5 protein-coding genes and 1 pseudogene are annotated in these 8742 nt (G+C 50.3%); 3 read left to right on the top strand and 3 right to left on the bottom strand.

Translation table 11 applies throughout. The annotated features are described in order from the left end of the window. Nucleotides 1-823, top strand: an 823-nt coding sequence (locus tag H6F80_RS12215; RefSeq protein WP_190791822.1) for an aliphatic sulfonate ABC transporter substrate-binding protein, incomplete at its 5' end; no start/stop codon positions are given. A gap of 233 nt (nucleotides 824-1056) precedes the next feature. Beyond that, on the top strand, nucleotides 1057-1968 hold the full coding sequence (locus H6F80_RS12220) for a TauD/TfdA dioxygenase family protein (RefSeq protein ID WP_190791823.1): 912 nt from the start codon (nucleotides 1057-1059) through the stop codon (nucleotides 1966-1968). Nucleotides 1969-2122: 154 nt separating this feature from the next. Here the strand turns inward: H6F80_RS12220 and H6F80_RS29860 are convergent. The 3 genes and pseudogenes from H6F80_RS29860 to H6F80_RS12235 form a co-directional block, all read right to left on the bottom strand. Continuing rightward, a pseudogene (locus H6F80_RS29860) lies at nucleotides 2123-2428 on the bottom strand (transposase); the annotation flags it as partial. 417 nt (nucleotides 2429-2845) lie between these two features. Then, nucleotides 2846-3622 carry a DUF5602 domain-containing protein gene (locus H6F80_RS12230; protein WP_190791825.1) on the bottom strand — a complete coding sequence of 259 codons (777 nt, stop codon included), beginning with the start codon at nucleotides 3620-3622 and terminating at the stop codon, nucleotides 2846-2848. Between the two features lie 199 nt (nucleotides 3623-3821). Beyond that, nucleotides 3822-3962 carry a hypothetical protein gene (locus tag H6F80_RS12235; RefSeq protein ID WP_190791826.1) on the bottom strand — a complete coding sequence of 47 codons (141 nt, stop codon included), beginning with the start codon at nucleotides 3960-3962 and terminating at the stop codon, nucleotides 3822-3824. A 393-nt stretch (nucleotides 3963-4355) separates the two neighbouring features. Between H6F80_RS12235 and H6F80_RS12240 the strand changes: the two genes are divergently transcribed. Further along, nucleotides 4356-8742, top strand: a 4387-nt coding sequence (locus tag H6F80_RS12240) for an ATP-binding protein (protein WP_190791827.1), incomplete at its 3' end; no start/stop codon positions are given.

An 8742-nucleotide genomic window follows, 5' to 3' on the forward strand; every position in this document is an offset into this window, starting at 1 on the left:
GGGTAAGCTCGATCAGCAATTCAAAGAACAGGGGGTTGCGATCGAATGGTCGCTGTTTCCGGCAGGTCCACCCATGCTGGAAGCAATGAATGCAGGCCAAATTGACTTTGGCGGCGTAGGCGAATCTCCACCAATCTTTGCCCAAGCCGGAGGTGGACAGTTTTACTATGTCAGCGTCACGCCTTTGAGTTCTCAAACGCAGGATATTGTGGTGCCCAGGAATTCCGCAATCCAAACGGCAGCCGATTTGAAGGGCAAGCGGATAGCCTTTCAGAAAGGATCGAGTGCCCATTACCTGCTGCTGAAAGTGCTGGAGGAACAGGGCATAAGTATCAAGGATATTGAAGCCGTTTCCCTTCCCCCTGCCGATGCGCGAGCTGCCTTTGAGCAGGGCAATGTTGATGCCTGGTCGATTTGGGATCCGTTTCTTGCTGTTGCTGAAGGGACAGGTACCATTCGCAATCTCAATCTGGGGCGTGAGCGACGTGCCTACTTCCTTGCTTCGCAACAATTTGCCCAGAACCAGCCGGATTCTGTCAAAACGATTCTCGCAGCCGCAAAAGAAAACGGACAATGGGCAAAACAGAATTTCCGACAAGTTGCAGAGCAGTTTTCTGGAGAAATCAAAGTAGATGCCAATATTCTAGAAAAAGTGTATCAGCGACGAAGCTGGGAGGTGCTGCCTGTAGATGCTCAGATTCAGCAGGCGCAGCAAGAGGTAGCAGACATCTTCTATAAAGCACAAATCATTCCTAAATCGATCGACACGAAGGAAGCTTTCTTGCCCTCAGAAGAATACAGCAAAGTATTCCCAGCTAGATAATATTTCACTATAAGGCAATGTTTATGCAGCCGACAAACTCAACCGTCAGCAGCGTTCCCCTACTCGTTATCAGCCTCAGCTGCACACTTGGCTTTTTTCTATCCCTAGCGTTGGCTTTTACTAAGTACATCCAGTGACAATTAAAGCGATCGCTGTTTCATCTCCTTGAGACGACTTGAAGCATAAACAATTCGCTCCACTTCTATCTGTTCTTTAGTTTTACAGCAATCATCATGAGTTTTACAACGTTTGATCTCACTCCGCTCTCTGGACGTATCGGTGCAGAAATTCTAGGTGTTAATCTGAATGCGGCTCTCAGCGATACTCTAATTCAAGAAATTCGTCAGGCATTAATCCAATACAAAGTTATTTTCTTTCGGCGGCAGTCGCTGGATGCAGCAGGGCAAATTGCTTTTGCTCGCCGCTTTGGTGAAATCACTACGGCTCATCCGACACTTCCGCCTCTGGTCGAACATCACGAAGTTCTGGATCTCGACTATGGACGCACGGCAACCCGATCGAATGAATGGCATACCGATGTCACCTTTGTCGATCGTCCCCCACTCGGCTCCATTCTTCGGGCAGTAGAGATTCCGCCAGTCGGAGGAGATACTGTTTGGGCAAACACCGCGGCGGCTTATCAAGATCTACCCGATCATCTCCGCACCCTTGCTGATCAACTTTGGGCAGTGCATAGCAATGTGTATGACTACGCTGAAGCTGCAATTACCGTGTCTGATGCATTAAAGGACTATCAAAAAGTCTTTACCTCAACCGTGTACGAGACATTGCATCCTGTTGTGCGTGTGCATCCAGAGTCCGGTGAGCGAGGGTTATTTATCGGTGCATTTGTCCAGCGCATTCAGGGACTATCCGAAACAGAATCGAAGGATTTGCTGCGACTGTTGCAAGCTTATGTAACGCGATTAGAAAACACGGTGCGCTGGAAGTGGCAGGTGGGCGATATTGCCTTCTGGGATAATCGATCGACTCAACACTATGCCATTTACGACTATGAAGGACAACCCCGTCGAGTCCAGCGAGTGACGATCGTAGGCGATTTGCCACGAAGCATTGATGGCAAATTCAGTCAGGCGATTAAAGGTAATTCTTCAAACTATGTTCGTCAACCCGTTCTAGCTTAAACCCTCTTTTGTTACTACCGCAGAGGAGAAGATTTTCAAGTCCTATCAAGCTGCTTTCAGGTCTGGAATTGAAAGAATCTGGAAGGTATCCATCCAATCCATCAACTGATGTAAGGCTCGTTTGAGTCTAGGCACTGGAAAAACATGTAACCATTGTTCTAGGTTTATAAATCTTGGACAGCAAGGGATAGGTAATGCCATCAACAACGGCATAGGCATTGACACTGACGATTCCATTGGCAGTTTTACCCAGATTACCAATGTATTGTTTGGCAACGTAGTCAGTGGTGCTGCCCTTCTTGGCATCTCCTGTTTTATCAATACACAAGCTGATGGGTCGAGTTCCAATCTGTTGCCGAATCAGATGCAACCGAATAGCTCTGGCTTGTTCAATCTGCCACATCGCATCGCGCAGAAAGTGATGTAAATTTTGCCCATCTTTGAGTCCGGTGAGTTTGGCATTATGCTGCAAGTTCCCGGTAGGGACGTGATTAGAATATATTTGGCTAGGCGTTTGAGAGTAGGTTTGCCCAGTTGCAGCCGCATAACGTTCCGCTTGCACACCGACCGTATTGGGGTAATCGATTGAGTCCGAAAAGCCACTAGCGGCGACTGAAGCGGATGTGTTAACTGGCGCTGCCCCAAGCCCTTGCCCTTGTTCTGTAAGGTGATTAGCCATTTCCGAAACTGCTCAGGAAGCGACCCTTGCGGTATCTGCGAAGCAGCACGGGTGGGGCAGCGGAAGGCGATCGCTCAGTAGGAGAGGATTGATGATCCTAGAGAAGCAATTTGGGAACCCTCATTCTCTAGTCATTTTAGAGGAGGGTGAACCCTGTGATGCAAAATGTGTCGAAAATCAATCCCGTCAAATCAGCTTTTAATGGTTTGGGGCCTGGCTGATTGGGGCCGATCGCGTAAAATCAGTTAGTGCAATAACGTGTTCTCCGGTAGCTTCGTTGTAGGTAATGCGATAAGCGGTCGGATAGGCACCCGGTCTGGCATAACGGGCAGGAAGCGCGATTGCACCCTCAAACTCTTGTTGGCTTTGTAAAAAGTCGATCGTCACCATCGGTTCTACAAACGCCATTTCCCCGTTGTAAAAACCATAAATCATTGTGTGGTCAAACCCGTGTGGAACACCGTGAAACTCGTCTGCGGTGGGGTCGATCCAATGGGCACCCTGACGAGGTTCCGCACTTTCTGGAGCTAACACATACCCCGCTGGAATTAACTCTGGGGCAGGGGTGGCATACACCGTTTCTAGATTGGCTCCGGTTGCCGTAATCGCTTCTCGCTCTTGGGGGGAGATGACATAAGCATGAACATCAAAATGAGGGAGATGATAAATCTCATCGGGGGCGTGACCATGCGAGCGCCAATCCAACCCAATGTGGGTAATGGCAGTGGTTGAAGCCTCGGGAGGGAGTTGCAGCAGATATTCCTCTGCATGATCGGGAAGGTTAGACAGGGCATCGCCGGATAAGATCACACCAACTTCCGTAGGGCTGCCCTTGTCGTCTAACTCAACATAAGTGCGAACGGTGCCGTCCCCAAGCGATCGCGGTTGGCTCTCAAAGGTAGATGCTTGGCATCCAATCTGGATGGACAGAACAAGCAAAGTGGAGCAAGCCGAAACCAGAAAATTGCTACGCATAATGAAACCTCAGACTTTTACAATGATTCAGCTGCCAGATTTTGGAACAGGATACTCTTCTCGTTTTCAGGGTTGATCTGGGGATGTTTGTAGAGAGGCTCTACCTCATGAAGGGGAGAGAGATAAAACCTTTGGATTTCATCACACAAAGCCCTGTAACGGGAAGACTGCGCCAGCGATAGAATACGGGTCTGGCTAATTACGTACCGTGGGCATTCTCTGCGATCGCAATATACGCATTATGAAACAGGGGAAACTCAAAAAATTGTCCATTCATTAGTTCGGCAAGGACTTCGGCAACACGGCTGGGGTTTGCAGCGAAAATGATGTGGCGTAACATCTTGACGACCTCAAACGTTTTTCTTAAAAGGGGTTCTAGAAGAACTTGATGTTTTTAGTATGGCAATGCCCAGTTGAAAAGCCCAGGGAATATAAGACCACTTAGTTAGTAATTTAAGCGGTAAGTTAAAAGGATAGTTGAGATGGATCAAATAGTTTACAGTTGCTTGCTCAATTCGCCATCCTAAGGCTTTGGAGCCAAGCCAGATTTAACAGACCTGGACAAGCGCAATTGTTGTAAACGCGGAGTGGTTTTAACCGCACAGGGACAGCAGAAATTACAGGCGGCACGGCGGCAAGCAGGAGCAAGCATAACATTTACGAAGAGACGGGACTGCCAGCTTCCCCACTCGAACCGCGAAATGCCTAATATGAAGAAGAGGGAGGACGGCGAATGAACAGACACAGAACAAGTCCCTTCCCCAAGTTTGGGGAGATGGGAACACGGATGCAGGCAATGGAGTGGGCACAAACGCCAGTGGGGGCTGTCGAATCCTGGTCGCAAAGCCTGAAATCAACTGTTCGCACGCTGTTAGGCTCGCGTTACCCCATGATCTTGCTGTGGGAGCAAGAGCTAATTCAGATTTACAACGATGCTTACATCAATCTGATTGGCACGAAACATCCCTATGCGCTGGGACGATCGATCCGGGAAACTCAAGCTGAGTCCTGGGATGTGATCGGTCCGATGATTACCGAAGTCATGACGACTGGGGTTCCCAACTGGGTGGAAGACCAGATGCTCGCAGTGAACCGCTCCGGCTACAACGAGGAAGCTCATTTTAGTTTGTCCTACAGTGCCGTTGAAGATGATGCAGGCACGATTCGCGGAATGCTCTGTGTCTGTAGCGAAGTGACGCAGCAGGTGTTAGGAGAGCGACGGTTGCGTTTGCAGCGCGACCTGGCAGCACAGGCAGGGGAAACGCGTAGTGTGGATGCAACCTGTCAGGATATTCTGGCGACGATCGCGGACTGTCTGCTAGATGTACCCTTTGCCCTGATCTACTTGAGCGACTTCAACGACCAAACCCTAAAGCTCTGCGGCAGCGTGGGGATGAACGGCAATCTAGCGATTGTTCCAACAGCTGTCCTGCTTTCAGAATCACTGGCAGAAACAGCGGATCGATGGTCTCTAGCAAAAGCGATGGCAGGTCAAACCGCGATCGTCTCAGAGCTTGATCGGGACACCACCATTCCTGGCGGACCTTGGAACGAAAGCGTGAGCCAGGCGATCGCCTTACCGATTCCGTCGTCGAATGTGGCTGCACCGCTAGGAGTGCTGATTTGTGGCATCAGTCCGAATCGGGCGCTGGATGAAGGCTACCAGTCGTTTTATGAGCTGTTGGCTGGACAGGTTTCCGTGTCGATCCGCAATGCTCAAGCTTATGAAGAAGAACGCCGCCGCGCCGAAATGCTGGCAGAAATCGATCGGGCAAAAACGGTTTTCTTTTCCAATGTCAGCCACGAGTTTCGCACACCGCTGACCTTGATGCTGAATCCGCTAGAGGATTTGCTTCAGAATGACCATTTGCCTGCCGCCGAACGAGAACAAATTGCCGTGGCGCATCGCAACAGCCAGCGTTTGTTAAAGCTGGTCAACACATTACTCGACTTTTCTCGGCTTGAGGCGGGGCGAATTCAAGCCGTTTATGAGGCAACCGATCTGGCAAGCCTGACGGCTGATCTCGCTAGTGGGTTTCGATCGGCGATCGAGAAAGCAGGGTTACAGCTTGTCGTGAATTGTCTTCCGCTGCCTGAACCCGTGTATGTCGATCGCGAAATGTGGGAGAAGATTGTCCTTAACTTGCTCTCTAACGCCTTCAAGTTCACCTTTGAGGGACAAATCTCGGTGTCACTGTATCCGGTGGACGCTGCGATTGAACTGATCGTTCAAGATACGGGAACTGGCATTCCGGCTCATGAGCTGCCCCGTCTATTTGAACGATTTCATCGGGTTGCCGGGGCGCAGGGTCGCTCCTATGAAGGTTCGGGCATTGGACTGTCGCTGGTGCAGGAATTGGTCAAGCTGCATGGGGGAACGGTGACTGCGAGCAGTGTGGAGAAGGAAGGAAGTACTTTTGTTGTGCGATTGCCGATCGGGTGTGCTCACCTGCCGTCGGAGCAGATTCAATCCGTCCGAACCCAGGCTTCAACGGCTTCAGGCGCAACGGCTTATGTCGAAGAAGCCCTAGAGTGGGTTGTGGAGCGCCGCGAAGACTCAGCAGCGTTACCTCCCCGTGTTTCTGCCCGAATTTTGTTAGCCGATGACAATGCGGATATGCGTCACTACCTGCAACGGCTCCTGAGGGAACACTATGAGGTCGAAGCAGTTGCCGATGGTCAAGCTGCCCTGGAAGCGGCTCGTGCCCAATTGCCGGATTTAGTGCTCACCGATGTGATGATGCCCCGGCTCGATGGCTTTGAACTGCTGCGGCAACTCCGGGCTGATCCCCAAACTCGCGAGATTCCCATTTTGCTGCTCTCAGCGCGAGCGGGTGAAGAAGCTGCCGTTGAGGGACTGGAAGCAGGAGCCGATGATTATTTGGTCAAGCCTTTTAGCGCAAGAGAACTGCTGGCACGGGTGGCAACGAATTTGGAGTTGGGTCGATCGCGTCGCATCGCCAACCAACAGCGTTTTCGCTTTCTCGCAGAATCGATTCCGCAAATGGTTTGGACAGCGGATGCTCAAGGTTGGGTTGATTATTACAGCCCTCGCTGGTTCGACTACACCGGGCTAACCCTGGCACAAACTCAGGGATTGGGCTGGCAGAAAATTATTCATCCCGACGATCGCGCCGACAGCATCAGGCGATGGACTCAAGCCGCTGAGCAAAAGACAAGCTATGACGTAGAACATCGCTTGAAACGAGCGGACGGCAGCTACTGTTGGCATCTCACCCGCGCCCTGCCGATGCTGGATGAGCAAGGTCAAGTCATTCGCTGGTTTGGCACCTGTACAGACATTACCGAGCGCAAACAAGCGGAAAAAGCATTAAAAGAGAGTACTGAGCAATTAAGTTTGGCATTGGCGGCTGCAAAACTGGGAGACTGGAGTTGGAACGCAGCAACCGACATCGTGACATTGTCAGGGCAAGCGGCTGAGATATTTGGCATTCCACCAGGACCCTATATGACCTGGATCCAAATGCAAAAACTCCTTCATCCAGACGATCGAGAGCGAGCAGGTTTACAGGTTGAAAAAGCGATTGCTGGACGCAGCGACTACGACATTGAATATCGAGTGATTCATCCGGATGGAACAGAACGATGGATCGCTGCCAAAGGACGTGCTCAGTACGACTCGTTCGGGCAGGTTCTCGGAATGATGGGTGTTGTGCAAGACATCACGCATCGAAAGCAAGCTGAGACAGAGCGAGAACAGCTTTTGGCAAGAGCGCAGTCAGCCAGTGAAACGCTTCAAAGATTTATTGAACGTACTCCGGCTGCGGTTGTTATGCTGGATCGAGAAATGCGCTACCTTTTTGCCAGCGATCGCTGGATGAGCGAGTATGCTCCAGGTTATACCAATCTCAAGGGTTTATCGCATTACGAGGTCATAACGGATATTCCAGAACGCTGGCAGCAGGTTCATCAGCGTTGTCTGGCAGGAGCAACAGAACGATGCGAAGAGGATTGCTACCTGCGCTCAGATGGATCAATGGTCTGGCTCCATTGGGAAATTTTGCCCTGGTATGCCAGCGGTGGCGAAATTGGCGGCATTATCATTTTTGCTGAAAACATTACCGAACGAAAGCAAGCCGAACAAGAACGTGAAAAATTGTTAGAACGCGAACAGAATGCCCGGAGAGAAGCCGAACAAGCCAACCGGATTAAAGATGAATTTTTGGCAGTGCTGTCTCACGAACTGCGATCACCCCTTAATCCCATTCTGGGATGGGCAAAGCTGCTGCAAGCACATCAGTTTGATGAAGCAGCAACAAGGCGTGCCCTGGAAACGATCGAGCGCAATGCTAAGCTGCAAACCCAACTCATTGATGATTTACTCGATGTCTCACGGATTCTGCGCGGCAAACTGATGCTAGATGTTTGTCCAGTTAATTTAGTCACGGTCGTTGATGCTGCTCTGGAAACCGTACACTTGTCTGCTGAAGCAAAAGGGATTGAAGTACAGAAGGTTATCGCCAGTGAAATTGAACCAGTCTCAGGGGATGTCGCTCGTCTTCAACAGGTGGTCTGGAATTTGCTCAGTAATGCAATCAAATTTACCCCGTCAGGCGGAACCGTAGAGATTCGACTAGCGCAAACCAATACTCACGTTCAAATTCAAGTTCAAGACACCGGCAAAGGAATTGCTCCGCAGTTTCTACCCCATGTGTTTGAATACTTCCGACAGGAGGACGGCACAACAACCCGTAAGTTTGGTGGATTGGGGTTAGGGTTGGCGATCGTCCAGTACTTAACGGAACTACACGGCGGAACGGTTCAGGCAGAAAGCCCTGGAGAAGGATTAGGCGCAACATTTACTGTTCTATTACCAGCGTCAAAAAGTCGACGTGGAGAAAATCCAGGTCAGCCCGAGCCTTTAAGCTCCTCAGTAAAAGCTCTCCCCCTGGCAGGCTTCCGAGTTTTAGCGGTAGACGATCAAGCCGATATGCGAGAACTGGTTCTTGCCATTTTGGAACAAACCGGAGCAGAAATAAAAGTGACAACCTCTGCGATCGAAGCTCTAGAAACCTTAGATGTATTCAAGCCTGATGTTGTCATTAGTGATATTGGGATGCCAGAAATGGATGGCTATGAACTCCTACGTCAGATTAGAA

Source organism: Leptolyngbya sp. FACHB-711 (assembly GCF_014695615.1).
In the GTDB taxonomy this organism is placed as follows: domain Bacteria; phylum Cyanobacteriota; class Cyanobacteriia; order Elainellales; family Elainellaceae; genus Leptolyngbya_A.

Excerpts from the sequence above, each read along its gene's own strand:
- H6F80_RS12235 (WP_190791826.1), bottom strand. The coding sequence starts at position 3,962 with ATGTTACGCCACATCATTTTCGCTGCAAACCCCAGCCGTGTTGCCGAA.
- H6F80_RS12220 (WP_190791823.1), top strand. The coding sequence starts at position 1,057 with ATGAGTTTTACAACGTTTGATCTCACTCCGCTCTCTGGACGTATCGGT.
- H6F80_RS12230 (WP_190791825.1), bottom strand. The coding sequence starts at position 3,622 with ATGCGTAGCAATTTTCTGGTTTCGGCTTGCTCCACTTTGCTTGTTCTG.